19 protein-coding genes and 1 pseudogene are annotated in these 21,067 nt (G+C 69.8%); 11 read left to right on the forward strand and 9 right to left on the reverse strand.

The window, feature by feature from the left end; translation table 11 throughout:
• Window positions 1-111 precede the first annotated feature (111 nt).
• The 4 genes from AB0C78_RS15455 to AB0C78_RS15470 form a co-directional block, all read right to left on the reverse strand.
• Entirely contained in the window at window positions 112-1,548 is a 1,437-nt protein-coding gene (locus AB0C78_RS15455) for a dihydrolipoamide acetyltransferase family protein (RefSeq protein ID WP_360747417.1), read from the reverse strand.
• 5 nt (window positions 1,549-1,553) lie between these two features.
• Window positions 1,554-2,543, reverse strand: a complete 990-nt coding sequence (locus AB0C78_RS15460) for an alpha-ketoacid dehydrogenase subunit beta (protein WP_360747420.1) — start codon at window positions 2,541-2,543, stop codon at window positions 1,554-1,556.
• Entirely contained in the window at window positions 2,540-3,673 is a 1,134-nt protein-coding gene (gene pdhA, locus AB0C78_RS15465) for a pyruvate dehydrogenase (acetyl-transferring) E1 component subunit alpha (protein ID WP_360747423.1), read from the reverse strand. Before pdhA ends, AB0C78_RS15460 begins: the two co-directional genes overlap by 4 nt.
• A gap of 227 nt (window positions 3,674-3,900) precedes the next feature.
• The gene (locus tag AB0C78_RS15470; RefSeq protein WP_360747426.1) at window positions 3,901-5,520 is read right to left on the reverse strand and encodes a hypothetical protein; all 1,620 of its coding nucleotides are present in this window, start codon (window positions 5,518-5,520) and stop codon (window positions 3,901-3,903) included.
• 119 nt (window positions 5,521-5,639) lie between these two features.
• On the opposite strand from AB0C78_RS15470, the pseudogene purS reads away from it, so the two are divergent.
• From purS to AB0C78_RS15505, 7 genes and pseudogenes are all read left to right on the forward strand, one after another.
• Window positions 5,640-5,876, forward strand: a pseudogene (purS, locus tag AB0C78_RS15475) (phosphoribosylformylglycinamidine synthase subunit PurS); the annotation flags it as partial.
• Between the two features lie 275 nt (window positions 5,877-6,151).
• The gene (locus tag AB0C78_RS15480) at window positions 6,152-6,592 is read left to right on the forward strand and encodes an ATP-binding protein (RefSeq protein WP_360747805.1); all 441 of its coding nucleotides are present in this window, start codon (window positions 6,152-6,154) and stop codon (window positions 6,590-6,592) included.
• Between the two features lie 100 nt (window positions 6,593-6,692).
• The gene (purQ, locus tag AB0C78_RS15485) at window positions 6,693-7,373 is read left to right on the forward strand and encodes a phosphoribosylformylglycinamidine synthase subunit PurQ (RefSeq protein ID WP_151590537.1); all 681 of its coding nucleotides are present in this window, start codon (window positions 6,693-6,695) and stop codon (window positions 7,371-7,373) included.
• A complete protein-coding gene (purL, locus tag AB0C78_RS15490; RefSeq protein WP_360747429.1) occupies window positions 7,370-10,810 on the forward strand; it encodes a phosphoribosylformylglycinamidine synthase subunit PurL in 3,441 nt (1,146 codons plus the stop codon). The genes purQ and purL overlap by 4 nt, the downstream gene beginning before the upstream one ends.
• Window positions 10,811-10,859: 49 nt before the next feature.
• Window positions 10,860-11,363, forward strand: coding sequence for a GNAT family N-acetyltransferase (locus AB0C78_RS15495; RefSeq protein ID WP_360747432.1), 504 nt, complete (start codon window positions 10,860-10,862; stop codon window positions 11,361-11,363).
• Window positions 11,360-11,881, forward strand: coding sequence for a GNAT family N-acetyltransferase (locus AB0C78_RS15500; RefSeq protein WP_360747435.1), 522 nt, complete (start codon window positions 11,360-11,362; stop codon window positions 11,879-11,881). The genes AB0C78_RS15495 and AB0C78_RS15500 overlap by 4 nt, the downstream gene beginning before the upstream one ends.
• A 46-nt stretch (window positions 11,882-11,927) precedes the next feature.
• The gene (locus tag AB0C78_RS15505; RefSeq protein WP_360747438.1) at window positions 11,928-12,194 is read left to right on the forward strand and encodes a hypothetical protein; all 267 of its coding nucleotides are present in this window, start codon (window positions 11,928-11,930) and stop codon (window positions 12,192-12,194) included.
• Between the two features lie 3 nt (window positions 12,195-12,197).
• Here the strand turns inward: AB0C78_RS15505 and AB0C78_RS15510 are convergent, their stop codons facing one another.
• Window positions 12,198-12,797, reverse strand: coding sequence for a hypothetical protein (locus tag AB0C78_RS15510; RefSeq protein ID WP_360747441.1), 600 nt, complete (start codon window positions 12,795-12,797; stop codon window positions 12,198-12,200).
• 325 nt (window positions 12,798-13,122) lie between these two features.
• Here AB0C78_RS15510 and AB0C78_RS15515 point away from each other — a divergent pair, with 325 nt between their 5' ends.
• Window positions 13,123-13,512 (forward strand): DUF5958 family protein, encoded by a 390-nt coding sequence (locus tag AB0C78_RS15515; protein WP_360747444.1) that lies wholly within the window; start codon window positions 13,123-13,125, stop codon window positions 13,510-13,512.
• A 627-nt stretch (window positions 13,513-14,139) separates the two neighbouring features.
• Complete coding sequence (locus AB0C78_RS15520) at window positions 14,140-15,435, forward strand: hypothetical protein (RefSeq protein ID WP_360747447.1); 1,296 nt, start codon at window positions 14,140-14,142, stop codon at window positions 15,433-15,435.
• A 60-nt stretch (window positions 15,436-15,495) separates the two neighbouring features.
• On the opposite strand, the gene AB0C78_RS15525 is transcribed toward AB0C78_RS15520, so the two are convergent.
• Both AB0C78_RS15525 and AB0C78_RS15530 read right to left on the reverse strand, forming a co-directional pair.
• Window positions 15,496-16,083 carry a flavoprotein gene (locus AB0C78_RS15525; protein WP_360747450.1) on the reverse strand — a complete coding sequence of 196 codons (588 nt, stop codon included), beginning with the start codon at window positions 16,081-16,083 and terminating at the stop codon, window positions 15,496-15,498.
• On the reverse strand, window positions 16,080-17,561 hold the full coding sequence (locus AB0C78_RS15530) for a helix-turn-helix transcriptional regulator (RefSeq protein ID WP_360747453.1): 1,482 nt from the start codon (window positions 17,559-17,561) through the stop codon (window positions 16,080-16,082). Before AB0C78_RS15530 ends, AB0C78_RS15525 begins: the two co-directional genes overlap by 4 nt.
• A gap of 419 nt (window positions 17,562-17,980) precedes the next feature.
• Between AB0C78_RS15530 and AB0C78_RS15535 the strand changes: the two genes are divergently transcribed.
• Window positions 17,981-18,358 carry a hypothetical protein gene (locus AB0C78_RS15535; RefSeq protein WP_360747456.1) on the forward strand — a complete coding sequence of 126 codons (378 nt, stop codon included), beginning with the start codon at window positions 17,981-17,983 and terminating at the stop codon, window positions 18,356-18,358.
• Complete coding sequence (locus AB0C78_RS15540) at window positions 18,358-18,582, forward strand: hypothetical protein (protein ID WP_360747459.1); 225 nt, start codon at window positions 18,358-18,360, stop codon at window positions 18,580-18,582. The genes AB0C78_RS15535 and AB0C78_RS15540 overlap by 1 nt, the downstream gene beginning before the upstream one ends.
• Before the next feature lie 70 nt (window positions 18,583-18,652).
• On the opposite strand, the gene AB0C78_RS15545 is transcribed toward AB0C78_RS15540, so the two are convergent.
• Together AB0C78_RS15545 and AB0C78_RS15550 are read right to left on the reverse strand one after the other, a co-directional pair.
• Window positions 18,653-19,612, reverse strand: a complete 960-nt coding sequence (locus tag AB0C78_RS15545) for a hypothetical protein (protein ID WP_360747462.1) — start codon at window positions 19,610-19,612, stop codon at window positions 18,653-18,655.
• A gap of 161 nt (window positions 19,613-19,773) precedes the next feature.
• Window positions 19,774-20,940, reverse strand: coding sequence for a S8 family peptidase (locus AB0C78_RS15550; protein ID WP_151542597.1), 1,167 nt, complete (start codon window positions 20,938-20,940; stop codon window positions 19,774-19,776).
• Window positions 20,941-21,067: the final 127 nt, after the last annotated feature.

The following is a 21,067-nucleotide window of genomic DNA, read 5'->3' on the forward strand; positions in this document are numbered from 1 at the left end:
ACCCACACCCAACCTCCACCCACCCCCCCCCCCCCCACCCCCCCCCCCCCCCCGCGGGGGGGGGGGGGGGCGCCCGCGCCCCCCCCCCCCCCCGCCTCCGGAGGCGCTCCGTCAGGACCAGGCGAGCATGCGCAGCGGGTCCTCGAGCATGTCGCCGACGTCGCGCAGGACGCGGGAGCCGAGCTCGCCGTCGACGATGCGGTGGTCGAACGACAGCGCGAGCGTGGTGACCTTGCGGATCGCCAGCTCGCCCTCGTGCACCCACGGCATGTCGCGGATCTGGCCGAACGCCAGGATCGCGGCCTCGCCGGGGGTGAGGATCGGGGTCCCGGTGTCCACGCCGAACACGCCGACGTTGGTGATGGTGATGGTGCCGTCGGACAGGTCGGCAGGGGACGCCTTGCCCGCGCGGGCCTTCTCCGTCAGCTCGGTCAGCGCGCGCGCCAGGGCGGGCAGGGACATGTCCTGCGCGTCCTTGATCTTCGGGACGATCAGGCCGCGGTCGGTGGCGGCGGCGATGCCGAGGTTGACGTAGCGCTTGACGACGATCTCCGCGCCGGACGGGCCGTCCGCCCAGGTGGAGTTCACCATCGGGTGGCGCGCCACCGCGGTGAGCAGCGCGCGCGCGACGAGCAGGAGCGGGGAGACCTTGACCCCGGCGAAGTCGGGCAGGTCGCGCAGCCGCGCCACCGCCTCCATCGTGCGGGTCACGTCGACCTGGAGGAACTCGGTGACGTGCGGCGCGGTGAACGCCGAGCCCGACATCGCGGTGGCGGTCGCCTTCCGGACGCCCTTGACCGTGATCCGCTCCTCGCGTTCCGCGGCGGCGGCGGGCGGCGCCTGCGCGCCCTGTGCGGGGGGCGGGCCGGCCTGGGCGGCGAGGACGTCGTCGCGGGTGATCGAGCCGTTCGGGCCCGAGCCGGTGATCGTCGTCAGGTCGACGCCGAGGTCCTTGGCCATCTTCCGGACGGGCGGCTTGGCCAGCGGCAATCCGTTTTCCACAGGCTGTGGACGAACGGCCGGTGCAGGCGGCCGTTCGACCGGCGGCGCGGGCGGCGCGGGCGGTGCGGGTGCCTGCGGCGGCGCCGGAGCCTGCGCGGGCACCGGCGGCGGCGCGCCGTTGGACGCCTTGCGAGGACGGCGCTTGGTCGTCCCCTCCTTGACCCCGTAGCCGACCAGGACGGGCTGGCGTTTTGGCTGGTCAGGGCTCGTCATGCCGGGCTCGTTGGCGGCCGGGACACCCTCCTCGCGCATCGCCGCGGCCTGCGCCGGAGGCTCGGACACCGGGGTCGCGACACCGCCGTCCGCCTCGGTGCTCACCGCGATGATCGGCACCCCGACGTCCACGGTCTGGCCCTCGGTGACCAGCAGCTCGGCGACCACGCCCTCGAACGGGCACGGCAGCTCCACGATCGCCTTGGCCGTCTCGATCTCCACGATCGTCTGGTTGACCTCGACGGTGTCGCCGGGCTGGACGTGCCACTTGACGATCTCCGCCTCGGTCAGCCCCTCGCCGACGTCCGGCAGCTTGAACAGTTTCGGGCTCACCGGCGTCACCACGCGAAGGTACGGTCGACCGCGTCGAGGATGCGGTCGAGGTCGGGCAGGTAGTGGTCCTCGAGGCGGGACGGCGGGTACGGGGTGGACGCCCCGCCGACCCGCAGCACCGGCGACTCCAGCCGGTAGAAGCACTTCTCGGTGATCCGCGCGGCCAGCTCGGCCCCGAACCCGCCGTACACCGGGGCCTCGTGGACGACGACGCAGCGTCCGGTGCGGTTCACCGAGCCGGTGACCGCGTCGATGTCGAGGGGGTTGAGCGAGCGCAGGTCGATGACCTCCAGCGAGCGTCCCTCGTCGGCGGCGGCGGACGCGGCCTCCAGGCACGTCTTCACCGACGGCCCGTAGGCCAGCACCGTGACGTGCTCGCCCGGCCGGACGACCTTCGCGTCGTGCAGCGGCGCCCAGTCGCCGGGGGCGGCGTCGACGTCGACGTCGGCCTTGTCCCAGTACCGGCGCTTCGGCTCGAAGAAGATCACCGGGTCGGGGGAGGCGATCGCCTGCTGGATCATCGTGAACGCGTCGGCCGGGTTGGAGCAGGCGACGACGCGCAGGCCGGCGGTGTGCGTGAAGTACGCCTCCGGTGACTCCGAGTGGTGCTCGACGGCGCCGATGCCGCCGCCGCACGGGATGCGGACGACCACCGGCAGCGACAGCGCGCCCAGCGACCGCATGCCCATCTTGGCGAGCTGGGTGATGATCTGGTCGGCCGCGGGGAACACGAACCCGTCGAACTGGATCTCGCAGACCGGCCGGTACCCGCGCAGCGCGAGCCCGATCGCGGTGCCGACGATGCCGGACTCGGCCAGCGGCGTGTCGATCACCCGCTCCTCGCCGAAGTCCTTCTGCAGCCCGTCGGTGATCCGGAACACGCCGCCGAGCTTGCCGACGTCCTCGCCCATGACCAGGACCTTCGGGTCGTTCTCCATGGCCTTGCGCAGGCCGGTGTTCAGCGCCTTGCCGAGCGTCAGGGTCTGCGCGGTCACGACGTCACCTCTTCCTCGAAGGACGCCAGGTAGGCGGCGAACTGCTCCTGCTCCTCGGTCATCAGCGGATGGTCTTCGGCGTAGACGTGCTCGAACATCGACAGCGGCTCCGGGTCCGGCAGGGCGAGGCAGCCCTCCCGCAGCTCCTTGGCGACCTGCTTGGCCTCGGCCTCGACCTCGTCCAGGAACGCGGTGTCGGCGAGGTCGTTGCGGACCAGGTACGCCTTGACCCGCTCGATCGGGTCCTTGAGCTTCCACGCCTCCTCTTCGGCCTTCAGCCGGTAGCGCGTGGGGTCGTCGGTGGTGGTGTGGGCGCCCATCCGGTACGTGAACGCCTCGATCAGCGTGGGGCCCTGGCCCGTCCGCGCGTTCTCCAGGGCCTTGCGGGTGACGGCCAGGCACGCGAACACGTCGTTGCCGTCCACCCGTAGCCCGGGAAAGCCGTAGCCCTGCGCGCGCTTGTAGAGCGGGATGCGGGTCTGCTTCTCCAGCGGCTCGGAGATGGCCCACTGGTTGTTCTGGCAGAAGAACACGATCGGGGCGTTGAACACGGAGGCGAACACGAACGCCTCGTTCACGTCGCCCTGCGACGTCGCGCCGTCGCCGAAGTACGCCATCGTGGCGCCGGCGGACGGCGTGCCCAGCACCCCGTCGCGCTGCACGCCCATCGCGTAGCCCGTCGCGTGCAGCGTCTGGCTGCCGATCACGACGGTGTACAGGTGGAAGCCGTGCTCGGCGGGGTCCCAGCCGCCGTGGTTGACGCCGCGGAACAGGCCGAGCAGGTTCAGCGGCGGGACGTCCCGGCACCACGCGACGCCGTGCTCGCGGTAGGTGGGGAAGACCATGTCGTGCTCGGACAGCGCGCGTCCCGAGCCGATCTGCGCGGCCTCCTGGCCGAGCAGCGACGCCCAGAGGCCGAGCTCGCCCTGCCGGGTCAGCGCCACGGCCTCCCGGTCGATCCGGCGGACGATCACCAGGTCGCGGTACAGCCCGCGGATCTCCCCGGCGCTCAGGTCCAGCGGGTAGTCGGGATGCTCGACGCGCTCGCCCTCGGGGGTGAGGAGCCTGATGAGCTCGGGTTCGGCGAGCTCGGAGGCGCCTGGCGCGCCGCGCACGGAGTCGATCGTCATTGATGGCACTCCTCGTTCGGGGCCGGTACGCGGGATCGCCGCACAGCCGGCCGATGTCAGCGGCCCCGTCCCCGGTAAGGGACAAAAGCCACCAAAGACATCGTGGCAGACATCACACCCGGAGATGCAAGTGCCGCCGCTCTATCTCCTACCCCGCTCCGGAGCCCCGATCCGCTGTGACGCACACCACCCAGCACGCCAGCCCGCGCGCCACCCCGAGCCGGGCCTCACTCGCGGGAGAGCGCGCGCGTCGCCCCGGCGGCGACAGTCAGGCCGAGGACCAGCCCGGCGGCCACGATGAAGTTGGCCACCCACTGGTAGATCCCGCTCGGCGCGAACTCGACCTCCTGCCCGAGGCTGCCGATCGGCAGCAGCAGGTCCAGCGTGTAGAAGAACGCGTTGAAATGCGGCTTGTGGCCGGTGTCCAGCACGTCCGGCCGGTGGATGGAGAAGACGATCGTCCCGAACGCCAGCAGCCCGACCAGCCAGCTCGCCGCCCGGAACGGCCGGTACCCGTAGCCGACCAGGACGTCCTGCAGGAACCCGACGACCTTCAGCGGGATGCCCTGCGTGCGGCGCCGGTCGCGGGCCTTGGCGAGCAGGACCGAGCGCCCGTCGGCGTCCAGGCCGAGGGACCGGTAGGTGGCGGCGAGCCGCTCGTACGGCTGCGGCGCGTAGCCGTCGGTGTCGCGGCGCAGCCAGGCCAGCCGCTCGCGCGCGGTCAGCGGCGGCTCGAGCGTCTCGTACTGCAGCCCGTCGAGCTGGAGCCGGTCCGGCCACGTCGCCGCCTCGTCCCGCAGCAGGTTGATCCGCGCGTACGACATGTCGGTCGTCCCGGCGATCTTGTCGGCCGGGCGCAGCAGCAGCTCCTCCGCCTGGACGCGCTGCAGGCTCAGCGCCGTCCCCTGCTCGTGCCGCAGGTGCGCGCCGCGCAGGCTGAGCTGCCCGGTGACGTGCGCCCCGGAGAAGCTGACCGAGCCGTGCGCGGTGAACCCGTCCGAGCAGTACACGTCGGTCTCGACGGTGAGGTCGTCGGCGTTCAGCGCGGTCCGCTCCGGCGCCGACAGGTGCGCGCCGACGAACGACAGGTACCCGCCGACGCGGGCGCCGCGCAGCCGGACCTCGCCCTCCGCGACGAACCCGCCGTCGCAGAACACGTTCGCCGCCACGTCCAGCCGGCTCGCGTACAGCGCGGCGCCGGACGGGTTGTGCAGCCGCGCCTTCCGGAAGATCAGCTGGCCGCCGACCCGCGCGCCGGGCAGCCGGACCTCGCCGTTCGCCGCGAACCCCTGGTCGCAGTAGACGTTCGCCTCGACCGTCAGCCGGTCGGCGAGCAGCGCGTCCCCGCCCGGGTTGGACAGCTGGACGCCCGACATATTCAGGATGCCGGTGATGTTCGCCCCGTCCAGCCAGAGCCCGCCGGAGATCCGGCTGCCCTCCAGCCACAGGTGGCCGTCCACCCGGGTGCCGGACGCGACCAGCCCCGGCAGCCGGCACCCCATCAGGTGGACGCTGTTCATGCTGGCCCAGTACAGGTGCGGCGCCTCGTCGAACGAGCAGGCCGTCAGCGCCAGCGGCACCCGCACCTCGGCGTGCCCGAGGTTCAGCGACCCGGTGATCCGGGCGCCGCTCAGCCGGACGGCGGCGACCCGTCCCGGCTCCGGCTCCACCGCGCCGACCAGCAGCGCGACCAGCACCTCGGCCCTGACCATCCGGTCATGACCCCACTGCGTCGCGTACCCGGGATCGTCGCGGGCGGGGTCGCCGGTCGACAGGTCCACGGATTCGCCGCTCGGGAACGCCTCCCACAGGCGGCGCTCCGAAGGGGTCAGGTCCTCGATGTTCATCGGACGTCTCCGGGGGATGCGGGCGGGGTGCGGACGGGGGGATGCGTGGGTCGCGCGTGCCAATGGTGCCGTACGCTTCAGGATCGTAAGCAAAAGCGCAGATCAGTGAGGGGGCGATCGTGGCGCGTGTCGTCGTCGACGTCATGCTCAAGCCGGAGATCCTCGACCCGCAGGGCCAGGCGATCGCCCGGAAGCTGCCGCAGATGGGCTTCGACGGCGTCGTGGCCGTCCGGCAGGGCAAGCGGTTCGAGGTCGAGCTCGAGGGCCCGGCCGACGAGGCCGCGCTCGAGCGGGTCCGCCGCATCGCCGAGACCCTGCTCGCCAACCCGGTGATCGAGAACTTCGAGGTGCGGGTGCTGCAGCCCGAGGGCCTCGAGCCCGACGCCTCGGACGAGCGTGGCGAAGGCCTCATCGAAGGCCTCCCCGAGGGCTCCCCGGCCGAGACGCCGCAGGTCGAAGGGCAGCCCGGGCAGCCCGATGGCCTCCAGGGCGACGCGAAAGACCCGACAGTATAGCGGTTACGGAAGATTCCGGCGGGGAAGTCTTAGCTGCGTCGAGTCGTCGAGCACGCTCCGGGACCGGGGGCCCTGCCGGAACGCCCGGGGCATGACACGAGGTGTCCGGGGTGGATATGGAGTTCGCGCTCGCGCTGCCGCGGGAGGCGCCGAGCATTCCGGTGGTACGCCGGGTCGTGGGGGACGCGCTGCGGGGGCTGGGCGTCGCCGAGGACTGCGTCGCCGACATCCTCGTCGCCGCGTCCGAGGCGTGCACCAACGCCGTCCAGCACGCCCGCGCCTCGGGCGACTACCGGGTCGCCGGACGCGTCGACCACGGCACCTGCCTGCTGGAGATCGAGGACGGCGGCCACGGCCCCCGTCCCGTCCCACGGGAACCAGGAGTTTTGAGCGAATCCGGGCGCGGGATTAAAATCATGCGGGCGCTGGTGGACGATCTGGACATCGACCGCACGCCCGACCGGGGCACCATCGTTCACCTGCGGAAGCGCCTGACCTGGCGGGACGGGGCCCTGGTCGGCGGCCTCGAGCGCCGGCTCATGCACACGGCCGGGTAGATTGGTACGCGCGCGGGGGGATTGTGCGACGCGCGCAGCGGTGATCGGCGGATGAGACCCGACCGTCCCGGCCGCACCTCATTTCGGAGGAACAGAACAGATGGACGCTGCCCGGGTGGGGGTCATCACCTTCCCTGGTTCCCTGGACGACAAGGACGCCGCGCGTGCCGTGCGGCTGGCCGGCGCCGAGCCGGTCGCGCTCTGGCACGCCGACCACGACCTGCGGGGAGTCGACGCCGTCGTGCTGCCCGGCGGGTTCTCCTACGGGGACTACCTGCGGGCCGGCGCGATCGCCCGGTTCGCGCCGCTGATGACCGAACTCGTCGCGGCCGCGAAGGCCGGGCTGCCGGTCCTCGGCATCTGCAACGGCTTCCAGGTGCTCTGCGAGTCGCACCTGCTCCCGGGCGCGCTGCTGCCCAACGCCGGGCTGCACTTCGTCTGCCGCGACCAGCGGCTGCGCGTCGAGAACGCCGGCACCGCCTGGACCTCGGAGTACACCGAGGGCCAGGAACTGGTGATCCCGGTCAAGAACGCGGACGGCCGCTACACCGCCGACCGCGAGACGCTGGCCGAGCTGGCCGACTCCGGCCGGATCGTCGCCCGCTACCTCGACCTGAACCCCAACGGCTCCCTCGACGACATCGCCGGGATCTGCAACGAGGCCGGCAACGTGGTCGGGCTCATGCCGCACCCCGAGCACGCCGCGGAGTCGCTGACCGGGCCGTCCACCGACGGGCTCGGCTTCTTCACCTCGATCGTCAAGAGACTGGTCAACGCATGAGCGAGCAACGGCCCCACTCTTCCGGCCGCGCGGGGCGCGACGCCGCGCACGACGAGCCGTCGCTGGACTGGCTGGACGAGCTGAAGTCCGACGCCGACGACCCCGAGCTGCAGCCCGTCGACCCGTCGGTGACGCAGGCCTTCGAGGCGATCCTCGAGGAGGACCGGTCCAACGCGGCCGCCGCGTCGCCCGGCACGTCCGGCATTCCCGGCCTTCCTGGTGCGTCCGGAGCGCCCGGCGGGCCCGGTGCGCCCGGTGCGTCCGGAGCGCCCGGCGGGCCCGGCGGGGAGCCGTCCGCGCCGGTGCCGCCTTCGGCGTCGCCCGGGCCGCAGGGGCCGTTCACCGGCCCGCTGCCCGTGCTGAACGACGACCAGGCCGCCGGACGCACCCCGCCCGCCGTGCCCGCCGGCCTCGCCGGTCCTGCCGTCCCCTCGGACGACCTGGCGCGCGCGCTGGCCGAGGAGGGCGTCGCCGTCCCCCTCCCGCCGCACGCCGACCCCACGCTCACCACCCCCGACCTCGGCGAGTACGCGGCGTTCCCGCCGCCGCCCGCCGCCCCGCAGCGCGTCGCAGGCCCCGCGACGGGTCCGCTGCCGGCCATCGGCTCCGGCACCGGTCCGCAGCCCGCTGTCGGGCCGCAGGGACCGTCTGGCCCTTGGCAGGGCCCCGGCGCGAGCCCGCAGCCCGCGGCCGGCCCCGGCACGGGTCCGCTGCCCGCGGTGAACCCGCACACCGGTCCGCTGCCCCCGGTCGGCCCGGGGACCGGCCCCCTGCCCGCCATCGGCTCCGGCACGGGTCCGCTGCCCGCCGTGAGTCCGAACACCGGCCCGTTCCCCGCCGTCGGCCCGTCCGGCACCGGCGCGTTCCCGGCCGTCGGCCCGTCCGGCACCGGCCCGCAGCCGGCCGTCGGGCCTGGCACCGGCCCGCTGCCCGCCGTCGGCTCCGGTACCGGCCCGCAGCCCGCCGTGGGCTCCGGCACGGGCCCCCAGCCGGCCGTCGGGCCCAACACCGGCCCGCAGCCGGCCGTCGGCTCCGGCACCGGCCCGCAGCCCGCCGTCGGCGGCCCCAACACCGGGCCCCAGCACGCCGTCGGGTCCGGGACGGGCCCGCAGCCCGCCATCGGCGGCGGCGCCCGGCTCGCGATCGAGTCGTCCGTCCGGGCCGACCCCGGCACCGACACCGTCGCCATCGCCGCCGCCTCGCCGGACCGCCCGCAGCCGTACGCCGAGCTGGGCATGAACGACGAGGAGTACCAGCGCGTCCGGCACATCCTCGGCCGCCGCCCCACCTCCGCCGAGCTGGCGATCTACTCGGTGATGTGGAGCGAGCACTGCTCCTACAAGAGCTCCAAGGTGCACCTGCGCCAGTTCGGCGACAAGGCGCCCAAGACCGACAAGCTGCTCGTCGGGATGGGGGAGAACGCCGGCGTCGTCGACATCGGCCAGGGCTGGGCGGTCACCTTCAAGGTCGAGTCGCACAACCACCCGTCCTACGTCGAGCCGTACCAGGGCGCCGCGACCGGCGTCGGCGGGATCGTCCGCGACATCATGTCGATGGGCGCCCGGCCGATCGCCGTCATGGACTCGCTCCGCTTCGGCCCGGCCGACGCCCCCGACACCCAGCGCGTCCTGCCCGGCGTCGTCGCCGGCGTCGGCGGCTACGGCAACTCCCTCGGCCTGCCGAACATCGGCGGCGAGACCGTCTTCGACGCCTGCTACGAGGGAAACCCGCTGGTCAACGCCCTGTGCGTGGGCGTGATGAAGCACGAGGACATCAAGCGCGCCGTGGCCCCCGGCCCCGGCAACAAGGTGATCCTGTTCGGCGCCCTCACCGGCCCGGACGGCATCGGCGGCGCGTCCGTCCTCGCGTCCGCGACGTTCGACGAGGAGTCCCACCAGAAGCGGCCGTCGGTCCAGGTCGGCGACCCGTTCATGGAGAAGCTGCTCATCGAGTGCTGCCTGGAGCTGTTCCGCGAGGACCTCGTGGTCGGCATCCAGGACCTCGGCGCCGCCGGCGTCTCCTGCGCGACGACGGAGCTGGCCGCGGCCGGCACCGGCGGCATGCACGTCGACCTCGACGCCGTCCCGCTGCGCGACGCGACCCTGCGCCCTGAGGAGATCCTCATGAGCGAGTCGCAGGAGCGCATGATGGCGGTCGTGTCGCCCGACAAGGTCGACCGCTTCATGGAGATCTGCCGCCGCTGGGAGATCCCCGCCACCGTCATCGGCCAGGTCACCGACACCCGCCGCCTCGTCATGACGTGGCGCGGCGAGACGATCGTCGACATCCCGCCGGTCACCGCCGCCGACGAGGGCCCCGTCTACGAGCGTCCCCTCGAGCCCCCGAAGGACCTCGGCGCCCTCCAGTCCGACACCCCGGGCCGGCTGACCCGCCCGTCCAACGGCGACGAGCTGCGCCGCACCGTCCTGTGGCTCGCGGGCTCCCCGAACCTGGCGAGCAAGACGTGGGTGACCTCGCAGTACGACCGGTACGTGCTGGGCAACACCGTCCTCGCCATGCCGGAGAACGCGGGCGTCGTCCGGATCGACGACGAGTCGGGCCTCGGCATCTCCCTCTCCCTCGACGGCAACGGCCGCTACGCCCGCCTCGACCCGTACTCGGGCGCGCAGCTCGCGCTGTCCGAGGCGTACCGCAACGTGGCCGCCACCGGCGCCCGCCCCCTCGCCGTCACGAACTGCCTGAACTTCGGCTCCCCGGAGGACCCGGGCGTCATGTGGCAGTTCGCCCGCGCCGTCGAGGGCCTCGCCGACGCCTGCCAGTACCTCGGCATCCCGGTGACCGGCGGCAACGTCAGCTTCTACAACCAGACCGGCACCACGCCGATCAACCCGACGCCGGTCATCGGCGTCCTCGGCGTCCACGACGACGTCCGCCGCCGCGTGAACATGGCGCTCACCTCCGACGGCGCCACGATCGCGCTGCTCGGCGAGACCCGCGAGGAGTTCGGCGGCTCCGAATGGGCGCACGTCGTCTACGGGCACCTCGGCGGCCTGCCGCCGCTGGTCGACCTGAAGGCGGAGGCGGCCCTCGCGTCCGTCATGGTCACCGCGATCCGCGAGGGCCTGCTGACGGCCGTCCACGACCTGTCGGACGGCGGCCTCTCGCAGACCCTGGTGGAGTCCTGCCTGCGCGGCGGCCTCGGCGCCCGGATCACCCTGCCCGGTGACCCGTTCGTCACGCTGTTCAGCGAGTCGGTGGCCCGCGCGATGGTCGCGGTCCGTCCGGGCGGCGAGGCCCGCCTGGCGGCCCTGTGCGAGTCGGCGGGCGTCCCGGTCACGCAGATCGGCGTCGCGGGCGGCGACTCGCTGAACGTCACCGGCCGCGGCCCCGAAGGCGACCAGCAGGAGCTGTTCTCCATTCCCCTCGCCGAACTCCGCGAGGCCAACGAGCGCATGCTCCCCAGCTACGCCAACTGACCGTCCCGAGGGCGCTCCCGTTTCCGGGGGCGCCCTCTCTAATGGACGCATGCAGATCCGAACCGCCACGGAAGCCGACGCCTCCGCGATAGCGCGCCTGCACCTGTCCTCGTACCGCACCGCCTACCGCGGCCTTCTCCCGGACGGCGTCCTCGCCGCCTACGACCCCGCCGAACGCGAACACCGGTGGCTCGAAAGGCTCAACGACCCGTCCCGCACCACCTTCGTCACCACACCCGCCTTAGTGGCCTTCGCCGAAATCGGCCCGTCCGGCGTCCCTCTCACAGGCGAACTGCTGGCCCTCCACGTGGCCTCGTCGCATTGGCGGCAAGGCCTCGGTCGCGCACTCCACTCCCACGCCCTCAAAGCCCTCACAGGCCGCGGCTTTGAAAGCGCCACCCTCTGGGTGCTCGACGGCAATCAATGCGCCTGCGCCTTCTACGAGGCCGCCGGCTGGACGTTCACCGGCGAAACCCGCCGCCGTCTCCTCCGCGGCACCGCCGTCCACGAACTCCGCTACCACTGCGAATTGGGCCGTAACCTGCGGATGTGAACGAGACCGTAACCTACGTCGAGATGACCGACCCCGTAACCTACGTCGAGATGACCGACCCCGCCCAGCTGGTCGCGGCCGACCCCGTCCCCGGCCTGACCCTGGACGCCCTGGACCGGACGTCCCCTCTCGTCCCCGACATCCTCGCCCGCGTCGGCGCCCCCTACGGCTGGAAAAGCTCCCGCCGCACCCCCGCCGAATGGCAGACCTGGCGAGCCGAGAACCCCCGCCGAACCTTCGCGCTGCTGACCTTCACGTCCGACCCCGCCGGCATCGTCGCCTACGACCCCCACGACCACGAGGTCGAGATCAAAAGCTTCGGCCTGCTCCCCGATTTCGTCGGCAAAGGCCTCGGTGGCTACGCGTTGACCCTGGCAATCCAGCGCGCCTGGGCCCTCTCTCCCACGGCCACCCGCGTCTGGCTCCACACGTCGTCCTTCGACCATCCCAACGCCTTGCCCAACTACCACCGCCGAGGCTTCCGCACCTACAAAACCGAGCAGACCACCCGCACCTAACCCAACGCCGCCCTTCCGGAAGCATGGCTTGAAATACTTCGGGCCCATGGTGCTCCTGCTGTCCAACTCGATCGCGCAAGCCAGGACCGTCCGCCTCCGCGACCTCGAAAGCGCCCCCAACGCCCTCGACGGCTACAAGCACAAGTACGTGGTCATCGCCCACAAATCATGGTGGCGACGAGGCCGCGAAATCGCGGCCTTCTGCACGGCGGTCGAACGCCTGGAGGCGAAAGGATGGGAGCCGGTCTCCTGGAACCTGGGCGCCCGCCGCTCCACCGTGGTCCTCCGACGCCGCGAGACCGACCCGGAATAGGCGTCAACGGGCGCTGGAAGCCGCGTCGGGAAGCCCGAGTGCTCTCACCAACTTCATGAAGACTTCTTCCACAAAGCCGCCCGTGGTTTCGAGGGCCTGGGTGATGAGCTCGGCTTCCGCGCGGTAGCCGGCCTCGGCCGACCATCGGGTCGCGCGGCGGGCGATGTCCTCGACCGGGCCGCACATCGCGGTGAACGTGGACCGGACGTCTTCCCGTTCCTGGAGGTAGTCGGGATCGTCTTCGAAGGTTCGCGGGATTTCCTCGCCGTCCACCCACTCGATCTCCGGAAGGACCAGGTGAGCAAGGACGCCCTCGATTTCGAGCACCGCCTGCCAGTTGCCGCTCGTCGGGGCGGCGCCGAGGACGCAGGCGCCGTCGCTGTCAAAGACGAAAGCGCCGACCACCGGCCGGGCGGTCTCACGCATCACCTCGATAAGCACGCTCCGCCAGTCGAGGGAATCGTCGTGGCGGAACTGGACGCCCTGCCAGCCATCACCGCAATGCCACGAGTCCATGCCGAGCTCGGCCCACGGCCCCAGCGCGCCCAGCGTTTCCGCAGGACGGGAGGCCTGAAGAAAAGCAAGGGTGCCCCAAAAACCCATCGAGTCAGAAGACCGAGTTCTGAGCTGCCCAAGATCGCGACCAGCGGCGATACCCCGCATGACCGCGCTGACCTGCCATGAGTCCCTCGGTGACTCTCAACGTCTCGTACATGATCGCGCCCCCATGTGCCCTCGATGTGCCCTCGCCGCCCGGCTGCCGCTCATCAGGGCGGAGTGCCCAAGACGAGCAGTAACCCCTACCTGACCAGCGAACGAATGGCCTCACCGCGCACGAACGGGGCCGTCCGTTCCACGATTGTTCCGTGCTTCGCGATCTGGTTCGATGAACGTGCGGGATTGGGTGCGGTGAGGTGAGGTGGACGGGATGAACGAGCGTGCGGTCATCCTGAACGAGTTAGCGCAAGGGATGGCCCCGATTGCTCAGGGTGTCGAGTGGTTCGAGGGTCTGAACGACCTTGAGCAGTTCGACGCCTTGCGCGACCTCGCGGCCTTCTGCGTTCAGGCGTGCGCCACCGTCGAGGACGGGCCGGAGAGCATCCGCCGGGCCGGAATCCGCCCAACTCACACTCCGGCCGTGCTGATCACGCGTGGGCGTATCGGGGAGCAACTAGCGAAGATCATCAACTTGCGGCAGGACGAGCGGGTTAAGGCGTTCCGTCTGCTGGTGGCGCTCCTTGGCGTTGCTGACGAGCGACGGCGTGAGCGCTGTTGCATCGATGGGTGCGGCCATGCTTGGCACCATCTCCGGGCCTGATGCCGCGAGTGCCTTGGCCAGCGGCGTAGCCGCTGTTCTCCCCCACCTTCCTCCCCCCGGCCCCGACGAGACCTGTACTTAGCGACGGACAGGTTCCGTCAAGGGTGGCGTAGCCATCACGTAGTGACGCCGTAGGCGCCCTTGACGGGTTCTGGCCGTCGCCATCCTCGACAGATCGGGGTCGGGGGGAGCCCGCGGATTTCCACGCCAACTTGCAACGTCCCTGCACCGGGATGGCATGTGCCTGCATCTGTGTCACCGTGCTCGGCGGCGGCGGCGCGGCCCCCGTGGCGGGCGGTCGGGGCGGGGCCGGCGGACGCGTCGCGATGCGCGGCCCGAGCGCCGCCGCCCCTTGATCCCAAACAGCCCAATTCGGCAGCCGAAGCGATGCCAAGCCCTTCAAGATCGTTCAGTAGGAGAGACTGGAGGCCAGGTCAACTAGGCACTTGCTACAAGATCAATTTCTTTAATGGAGCCCTTCGTCTGAAGCCGTGCGCTGTGCCCTGCAGACGATTTTCCGTTGGAACCGCAAGCGGCGCTGTAGAGTCCAAGTCACAGAGGCCGGTGCGCGGGCATGGTCCGCGAGTTACCCTGGGCTGGGACCAGGCTGAACGAGAGAGCTATCAGATGTCGACTCATTGGCTATACCAGTGGATTGATGAATTTTCCGTCAGGGACGCCGAAGATGCGCGCAATAAATTCGCACTTCCTGGGCCGGCTTCGAGACTGCATCAACTCGCGTCGGAGGCGCCGAGATGGACGGATGGAGCACTGCCCGATGGCCGCGCCATTGTCGCCGGTAGCACAATGGACTTCTCTGGCCGCCTATCCTGCTTTCATTCAGAATGTCTGGGAAAACAAGTGGATAGGCTATTTGGAAGCGTCTGGCATTACTTTGATTCGGTGGTAGTGGAAGGGCCGGTCGCCGACTCTTATATTGAGGGATTCGAGGAGGAGCCTTCAAAGAGGAAAGTCCCATTTGAATGGAAGGTAAGTCAGGACGTTCAATTTCTGCTCAATCTCAGATCCTCGGGAGTCTCTGAATACTTGTCCTTTCGTGCAAAGGCTCATCACTTTTGTGAAGCACACATACAGCAACATGCAGAAGAGGCAGGTGTCTTGCACTTCTTCGACCCATCTCTTCGTGCAGATATCGCCAAACAGATAAAAAATGAAAGCAATATCGAACTGCAGCCAGAGGGAAAAGGTTGGCGATTCACTGTCCGACACCCAAACATGCCGGAGCCGTTCAATGGATTCGCTCAACCAAAAAAGAAGGCCAAGAAGGACAAGAGGCGCAAGAATGAAATGCCTACAAAGCAGCAGATCGCGGAATTTGTGGTCAAGAAATCCGCTTACGCCCTCATCTGTGACATAGCCACCAGCAAATTCACCTCGCTACCCTTGGCGATCGAGACTCTTCACCTAAGGCCAGCTTGGAGGGCCGCTGACGGTCGCATGCGGGAGTCGAGCATAGCTCTGGAAATTCCTCTTCCGATCATGCAAGGGATGTCCGTCCGGGATGCATGCCTATTGCGGCAAGACCTGAGGCCGCATTTCGAGCGATTTCAGCATGCACTCACCATTGCCATTCGCGAGCAATTGGCGCGCGATCCAGGGCAAGAGGACTCGCGCATCGCCCAGGCGGTCGCGAATGAATACATTAAGCCTTCGCTTGCCGAAATTGACCGCGCCTTGAAGGAATCCAAGAGATCCCTTTCTGTGAAGGTAGGATCGTCATTGGCAGTCGGGGCTGCCGTAGCGAGCACCGGCCTGATCCTTTCTGTGCCTCTGGTTGTCGCGTCAGGGTTGGCGGCCGTCGGTGTGTCAGTTCCGGGAATTCATAAGTTTTTCGATGAAAATCGAGAAGTTAGAACTTCTGACGTTTACTTCCTATGGAAAGCTGCTAATCGTAAAAGATAGGCTTCACTTAAGTCCAATAAGGCGAAGTGAAAACCCGTGAGATCTTAGGTCGCGCGGGTATCAATGGGGGCTGGTCTGGTGACGACGTTCCTCTGACGCGGATTCAATCCTGTCGAGAGCCGTGGACCATGGGTAGGCTTCCATGTGGGAACCACCGGTACCGGGAGGGTGGGGCGCGAACTCGTTGGAGCCCAGAAGTATTCGGATTTTTTCCTTGCGGAGTGTGGCGATACTGCGTTGCAAGGGGGCACGGGCTGCTAGGGCAGTGTTGATGAAGGGGAGGACTGCCACGGGGATGCCCAGTCCGGGGGCTTCGGCGAGGATGCCTAGGGCGTAGGTGTCGCTGATGCCTGCGGCCCATTTGTTGATGGTGTTGTAGGTGGCGGGGGCGACGATGATGGCGTCTGCTTTGGGGGAGCGGGGCTCGCCTGGTTTGCGGTATTGGCTGCGGACGGGGCGGCCGGTTTGCTTTTCGAGGGCTTCGGCGTCGATGAAGTCCAGGGCTGAGGGGGTGGCGATGATTTGGACGTCCCAGCCTCGTTGGTGGGCGAGGGTGACGAGTTTTCCGACGTCGCCGGCGGGGCCTGCTGCGCAGACGATGATGTAGAGGACGCGGCGGCGCTCGTCGTCGGTTCCGGCGTCGGTCACAGGCGCACCCCGATTTCTGTCGTGAACTCTTTGAGCTGCCGTTTGATGCTGGGCGGGGCGGTGGCCATGAGGTCGCCGAGCATGCGGTGGACGGCGGGGCGCGCGGAGATCTCCTCGGGCGCGAGTTGGTGAGCGAAGCGCAAGACGTCGTATGCCTTGTCGTGCTTGCCCCATTGGGTGAGCGCGCGGGAGGTGTCGATAAGAAGTGTTGCTTTGCGCTCGGTGAGGGGAATTTGGTTCAGGTCGACGGAGCGGGCGTGCTGGATGGCGGCTCCGGCGTCGCCGAGCTGGAGGGCGATGTTGACGCGGTGGAGTTGGACGTTGGTGGGGCCGAACGCGGTCCAGCGGTGGTTGAAGTCGCCTCCGAGCTCGCGGCCCGCGTCTTCGGCCTCGTCCAGGAGCGTGGCGGCGGTGTGCCGGTCGGAGCGTTGGCCGGCAGCGACCGCACCGCGGAGGAGGAGCGCGCCGTAGACGGACAGGAAGTCGGGGGTGCGCTGGTCGATGTCGTGATCGATGCGTTCGGCGTAGGTGCTGGCGGTCTTGGTGGCGGCGCCGTGGTGGCCGTCGTTCATCAGGGCGTGGGTGATGATGCGGGCGCTGGATCCGATGATCGTGAGGTCCTGGCTGCGGCGGGCTGCTTGCATGCTGCGGTCGGCGGCGAGCCAGGCGAGGCCTTCGTGGTCCAGTTTGAGCAGGATGCTCGCGGCGACGTGGTGTGCCTCGGCCGAGAGCGCTTCGGCCTGGAGGCGGGCGTCTCCGTCGTAGGTGCCGGAGGCGTTGCGCAGGTCTGCCAGCAGGGCGGGCAGGGAGTTGATGACGGTGGAGTACTTGCAGTCCTGGTAGTTGCGTTTGGCTGCGGCTACGGCGGCGTCCAGGCGGGCGATGCTGAGGGCGGCCGGGGACGGGTCGTCGTTGATGGCGGGGTATCCGGCCAGTGCGGCGGCGAATGCCTCGACGCCTTCCAGGGGTGCGCCGTCGGACGGTAGGTCGGCGAGGATGGCGCTGAACACGCTGGCTCCGGCGAGCTTGCCGAAGGTTCTGCGGTGCACGGGGTCCCCTTCCTCGACGTTGGGATCTACGTCTAGGGAACCCAGGAATGCAGGCGGAACCAAGTCCGCGGGGGCATCCCGTGGTGTGATGACCGTCGCGTTCGTGGTGGTCGGTGACGTGAACGCGGGGAAGGTGCGCGGGGCCAGGCCCAGGGTCATGCGGGCTGGGTCGGGCATCTGGAGGCCATCGGCGATGCGCTCGAAGACCTCCAGGGTGGTGACCTGGCGGCCGCCCTTCTTCATGGTCTCGCTGACCTTGCCCTGCGACATGCCGCAGGCGATCGCGATCTGGGTCTGGCTGGCGCCTGCGTACTGGCGCAACAGGTGGAAGACGGTTCGGATGTCGCGGGCGGTCAGGGCCTCGATCATCTGCGGGCGCCGCCACAGTGAGTCCGGGATGACGATCGGGTCTGACGCCCGTCCCGACATCGGGTCTCCCTCCGCGTAACCGGTCTTCGCTGAGCGTATATCCCGTCGCGGGATATCGCCTGGGAATGGGTGCCGTCCGGGATTTGGCGGATCTTGGTCGGCATGACGCAGCAGCAGGGAACCGGCAAGCCGGGGTGCCGCTCGTGCGGTGGCCGTGGCTGGAAGTTCGTCTCTCCTCTCCGTGTGGTGTTCGTAGGGACGCCGGGTGACTCCGGTCCGCAGGTAAGGCGAACGCCGTGCCGCTGGTGCGCGCCGGTGCGCGAAACGCGTGCGGCGTAGGTGAAAGCCGCGGGGCCGGCGGGTGTGGCGAGCGACTGGAAGCGTGGTCGCTTCGCCCCCGTGGCGGCTGCGCTTGGCCGGGTGGGGTTCGGTCGCCTGCTCGTCCGTCGGTCCCGCTCAACCCCTGGGAGTTCTCGGTCATGAACGTGGTGAGCTTGCGGCCCCTTCAAGACACGGCATGGCGTCCGGCGGCGCTGGCGCTGGTCGACGCATTGAAGCGGCGAGGCCTGGACGCGCAGGTGTACGGGCATGGTGCGGTGCGGGCGAGTAACCCGGCCGGTGAACCCGACCCGGACGACCCGCGCGGGGCGCTGATGCATCCGGGGATGCGGCAAGAGGTGCTGTGCCGCCGCCACGAGGGCGTGTTGTGGTGGCTGTGGGTGTGGGCGGGGCCGACCCGCCAGTCTCCGCCGGAGTTGGAGCCGTTGTGCCCGCTGCTGGAGACCGATACGGCGGCGGACCGGATCGCGCGCGTCCTGGCGGTGCCGTTCGCCAGCGCGCCGGACGGCGGCTCGTGATGGGTGCGGTTCCCGTGGTGCTGCCGCACGGGATGAGCGGGCGGCCGGTCGCCGCGCAGATCGAACGTGAGTTCTCCGGAGTCTGGGCCTGGTACGGCGAAGCCACCGGGTCGTGGTGGGCGATGGTCCGGCTCGGCCATGCCGAGCGGCTCGTGGAGGCGCTCAACCCTGACGAGTTGAGGAACGCGATCGTCCACGCGCGGGGCTGGCCTTGGCCCCGGTGATGCGAAACTTCGTCGTCCCGGCGAGCCGGTCCCTGCACGGCCCGGTTCGTCTTCACGGCCGCGGATACGTCTAGAAGACCGAGATGTGGACGTGGTCGTAGTGGTTGGCGGTTACGCCGCCGCGGTTCTCCATCATGCGCCAGCCGGGGCTGCGGAGGTCGTAGATGCGCTGGCGCCAGATGATGTACTTGATGCCGAGGGCGCTCGCGTGGGCGATGGCGTAGGCGGCGGTGGCGTCGCCGTGGGCCTTGGCGGCGCCGGTGGCCATGACGCCGCCGGTGGTGACCATGAAGTCGCAGGCGTGGCCGGTGCCGTGGTCCTGCGGGTCGCCGGTGTGGCGGACGCAGCCGATCGTCGGGAAGGGGCCCTCTTCCTGGTCGATGACGGTCTTGACGTTCGCCATGCGGGGCGTGACGCCGCCCATGCCGACGCTCGGTGACTGCGGCTTGTACTTCTTGACCAGGGCCTCGATGCGCTTCTTCTGCGACGCGAGGTCCTTGATCTCCTTCTGCAGGTCGGTGATCTTCTGCTGGGCCTGGTCGTGCGCCTTGGCCTGCTCGTCGACGAGCTTGCCGATCTGCGCGACCTTCGCGGTCTTGTTCTGCGCGAGGTGCTCGATGAGGGTGTAGCCGCTCAGCATGTCGGACGCGTCGCCCGCGGCGAGCATGGAGATGGTGGGGCCCTGGCCGTCCGTCATGTACTGGGTGGCGGCCATCTGGGCGACGAGGGAGCGGGCGTCGTTGAGGTCGCTCTGCAGGCTCTCGGACTTCTGCAGCGCCTTCTTGGCGGCGTACTGGGCGTCCTTCAGCTTGGCGAGGTCGCCGCCGTAGGCCTTGTCGAGCTTGGCGATCTGGGCGTTCAGCTTGGCGAACTTGCCGCTGTCGCCGGGGTCGGACGGCAGGGCGGCGGGGGAGCGCGGCGCGGCGGCGGAGGAGGGGGCGGCGGTGCCGGCCAGCGGCAGGGCGACGGCGAGGACGGCCAGGGCCGCGCGCCGGGTTCGTCTCCGGAGGGTGGAGGTGGGGGACTCCACGTCTGCTCCTCTCCGGCCGGACCCGGGGGTGCCCGGCCGAACGCCAGTGGACGGTGAGGGGGACCGTCCTCGCCAAGGGTAAACGGCTGTGACGGGTGGGGCGGTTCAACACCCAAGAAGCCCGGCTCCCCGTGGGGGAGCCGGGCCAGCTTACGGGAGGGTTAGAGGGTGCTCTTGTAGAGCAGGCGGTTGGCCTGGCTGTGCATGCGGCCGAGGACGTTCTTGGTGGAGTTGTCGTTCAGCCACTTCTGCACGGTGGGGAAGGTGGCGCCGGGGTGGCCCGACAGGTAGAGGGCCGCGGTGCCGGCGACGAACGGGGACGCCATGGACGTGCCGCTCATCAGGCCGGTCTTGTTGCCGGGCAGCGTCGACCTGATGTCGTAGCCGGGGGCGTTGATGTCCACGCAGGGGCCCCAGTTGGACCAGGTGGCGCGGTTGTCGTAGGACGTGGTGGCGCCGACGGCCATGACCCAGCCGGCGCTGGCCGGGGAGGTCTTGCAGGCGTCCTGGTTGTCGTTGCCCGCCGCGACGGAGACGAAGACGCCGGACTTGGACAGGTTCGTGATGGCGGTGTTGAGCGCCGTGGACTTGGCGCCGCCGATCGACATGTTCGCGACGGCCGGCTTGGCGGCGTGGGTGCGCAGCCAGTTCACGGCGGACATGATGTCGGAGACGTAGCCCTCGCCGTTGCAGTCGAGGACGCGGAGCGCGCGCAGCTTGACGCCCTTGGCGACGCCGTAGGTGGACGAGCCGATGATGCCGGCGACGTGCGTGCCGTGGCCGTTGCAGTCGGCGCCGTCGCCGTTGAACGTCGGGGCGACCCACGCGACGGCGGCGCGGCCGCCGAACTGCGGGTGCCCGACGGCGAGGCCGGAGTCGATCACGTACGCGGTGACGTTCTTGGCGAGCGACGTGTAGTGGTACGACTTCGACAGAGGGCGCTTGCGCTGGTCGATGCGGTCGAGGCCCCAGGGCGCGGAGCCCTGCGTCGACTGGGTCTTCATGACCTGGTCGTGCTCGATGGCGGCGACGCGGCTGTCGCGGCGCAGCTTGTTCAGCTGGTCGGCGGTGAGCTTGGCGGCGAAGCCGTTCAGGACGCCGTCGAAGCGCTGGGCGCCGGTGGCCTTGACGGTCTTGACGGCCGACTCGGCGGAGGCGCCCTTCTTCAGGGTGACGATGTAGCGGCCGGGCACGGGGGTGCCTTCGGCGGCGGTCACCTTGACGAGGGAGGGGGAAGAGGAGTCCGCGAGGACGGGGAAGGCCGCCGCGCCGCCGACGCATGCCGCGACGACGCCGGTCAACAGGAGCCTCCGGTGGACAGCCCGCAAGGCTTGTCTCCTTCTGCCGGGGGGCCGCGCTCTCGGCGGCCCGTCAGAAGATCGAGGGATTCGATCGAGGGGACACCATAGCGGAACTGTCCCGATATAGACGGAGAAAATGGACAGGGCGGACGGA

Origin of the sequence: Actinomadura sp. NPDC048394 (assembly GCF_040651755.1) — a bacterium.
GTDB lineage: Bacteria > Actinomycetota > Actinomycetes > Streptosporangiales > Streptosporangiaceae > Spirillospora > Spirillospora montaniterrae.

Bases quoted from the DNA above. Each gene is read 5' to 3' on its own strand.
- pdhA (WP_360747423.1), bottom strand. From the start codon at position 3,673: ATGACGATCGACTCCGTGCGCGGCGCGCCAGGCGCCTCCGAGCTCGCC.
- AB0C78_RS15470 (WP_360747426.1), bottom strand. From the start codon at position 5,520: ATGAACATCGAGGACCTGACCCCTTCGGAGCGCCGCCTGTGGGAGGCG.
- AB0C78_RS15480 (WP_360747805.1), top strand. From the start codon at position 6,152: ATGGAGTTCGCGCTCGCGCTGCCGCGGGAGGCGCCGAGCATTCCGGTG.
- purQ (WP_151590537.1), top strand. From the start codon at position 6,693: ATGGACGCTGCCCGGGTGGGGGTCATCACCTTCCCTGGTTCCCTGGAC.
- purL (WP_360747429.1), top strand. From the start codon at position 7,370: ATGAGCGAGCAACGGCCCCACTCTTCCGGCCGCGCGGGGCGCGACGCC.
- AB0C78_RS15495 (WP_360747432.1), top strand. From the start codon at position 10,860: ATGCAGATCCGAACCGCCACGGAAGCCGACGCCTCCGCGATAGCGCGC.
- AB0C78_RS15505 (WP_360747438.1), top strand. From the start codon at position 11,928: ATGGTGCTCCTGCTGTCCAACTCGATCGCGCAAGCCAGGACCGTCCGC.
- AB0C78_RS15510 (WP_360747441.1), bottom strand. From the start codon at position 12,797: ATGGGTTTTTGGGGCACCCTTGCTTTTCTTCAGGCCTCCCGTCCTGCG.
- AB0C78_RS15515 (WP_360747444.1), top strand. From the start codon at position 13,123: ATGAACGAGCGTGCGGTCATCCTGAACGAGTTAGCGCAAGGGATGGCC.
- AB0C78_RS15520 (WP_360747447.1), top strand. From the start codon at position 14,140: ATGTCGACTCATTGGCTATACCAGTGGATTGATGAATTTTCCGTCAGG.
- AB0C78_RS15530 (WP_360747453.1), bottom strand. From the start codon at position 17,561: ATGTCGGGACGGGCGTCAGACCCGATCGTCATCCCGGACTCACTGTGG.
- AB0C78_RS15535 (WP_360747456.1), top strand. From the start codon at position 17,981: ATGAACGTGGTGAGCTTGCGGCCCCTTCAAGACACGGCATGGCGTCCG.
- AB0C78_RS15540 (WP_360747459.1), top strand. From the start codon at position 18,358: ATGGGTGCGGTTCCCGTGGTGCTGCCGCACGGGATGAGCGGGCGGCCG.